The sequence below is a fragment of the Legionella waltersii genome, assembly GCF_001468085.1.
Lineage (GTDB): Bacteria > Pseudomonadota > Gammaproteobacteria > Legionellales > Legionellaceae > Legionella > Legionella waltersii.
Genome location: NZ_LNZB01000045.1, coordinates 1 through 1,479 on the forward strand (window position 1 = coordinate 1; position 1,479 = coordinate 1,479).

Genomic DNA, 1,479 nt, shown 5'->3' on the forward strand with positions numbered 1-1,479 from the left:
CTGGGACTGGGGCATAAAAATAACCAGAGCAGCCTGCAGCACCTCGAGATTCCCAAAGAAATAAGCTCACTGGAGGGTGTCGTCACAGGTTACTGCCACACCCTTGTCTTTGGCCGCGACAGCAAAGGCAAGCCACTGTTCTTTGCCTGTGGAGATAACAGCCGCGGCCAACTAGGGCTTGGACATGAAAATAACAAGAGCAGCCTGCAGCGCCTTGTGCTTCCCAAAGACCTGAACTCACTGAAGGGTGTCGCCGCAGGTGCTCTCCATACCCTTGTCTTTGGCCGCGACAACAAAGGCAAGCCACTGCTATTTGCCTGTGGATATAACGAGCATGGCCAGCTGGGGCTTGGGCATAATACTGACCAGAGCAGCTTGCAGCGCCTTGAGATTCCCAAAGAAATCAGCTCACTGGAGGGTGTCGCCGCAGGTGCTCACCACACTATTGTCTTTGGACGCGACAGCAAGGGTAAATCACTGCTCTTTGCCTGTGGAAGAAACAGCTTCGGCCAACTGGGGCTTGGGCATCAAAACAACCGGAGCAGCCTGCAGCGCCTTGAGCTTCCCAAAGACATCAACTCACTGGAGGGTGTCGTCGCAGGTGCTTTCCACACCCTTGTCTTTGGAGGCGACAGCAAGGGTAAGTCACTGCTCTTTGCCTGTGGAAGAAACAACTTCGGCCAACTGGGGTTGGTGGATAAAAACGACCGGAGCAGCCTGCAGTCCGTTGAGCTTCCCAAAGAACTCAATTCACTGGAGGGTGTCATCGCAGGTGCGGGCCACAGCCTTGTCTTTGGCCGCGACAGCAATAAAAAGCCACTTCTCTTTGCCTGTGGATGGAACAACTTTGGCCAACTGGGGCTTGGGGATAAAAACGACCGGAGCAGCTTGCAGTCCGTCAAGCTTCCTCAAGACCTCAAATCACTGGAGGGAGTCGCCGCAGGTGATTACCACACCCTTGTCTTTGGCTGCGACAGCTTCGGCGAGCCAGTGCTCTTTGCCTGTGGTGCGAACGATTATGGCCAACTGGGTCTCAAGCATCAAAACAACGAGAGCAGCCTGACCGTTATCCAAAAACCGGTTATCTGCGACAGCGAAAAATATCGCCTGAAAATGGCAATAGAGAGCCATGCGCAAACGCTGAGCAATGAATTCAGCTGGTTTGGATTGAAAAAGAGCCCTCAGGATAAAATTAAGATACTCAAACAACTGTGTGAAAACCTTGAGCAAGTGGATAATGCAAACTCAAAACAAAAGCTCCGGGAGGTAATGAGTACCTTGTTAGAAGAACATAAACAAACCATCGAAGAGCACCGAAATCCTTTCAGAAAGTGGTGCTTTTTTAGCCCTGAATCCCCCACTCGCACCGAGACATTTCTCACTGAGAAAATAACAGCCTGAACACTTAAGTGTTAGTGGCATTTTAAACAACAAAATGCCACTGGTTTTTCTTAAAAAAATATCCAAGCGGTTGTTTAA

At 50.6% G+C, this 1,479-nt stretch carries 1 protein-coding gene; it reads left to right on the forward strand.

Going from position 1 to position 1,479, the window contains the following annotated elements:
* Positions 1-1,401 (forward strand): RCC1 domain-containing protein (locus Lwal_RS09560; RefSeq protein WP_420798167.1); only part of this gene is annotated, 1,401 nt, incomplete at its 5' end.
* Positions 1,402-1,479 lie beyond the last annotated feature (78 nt).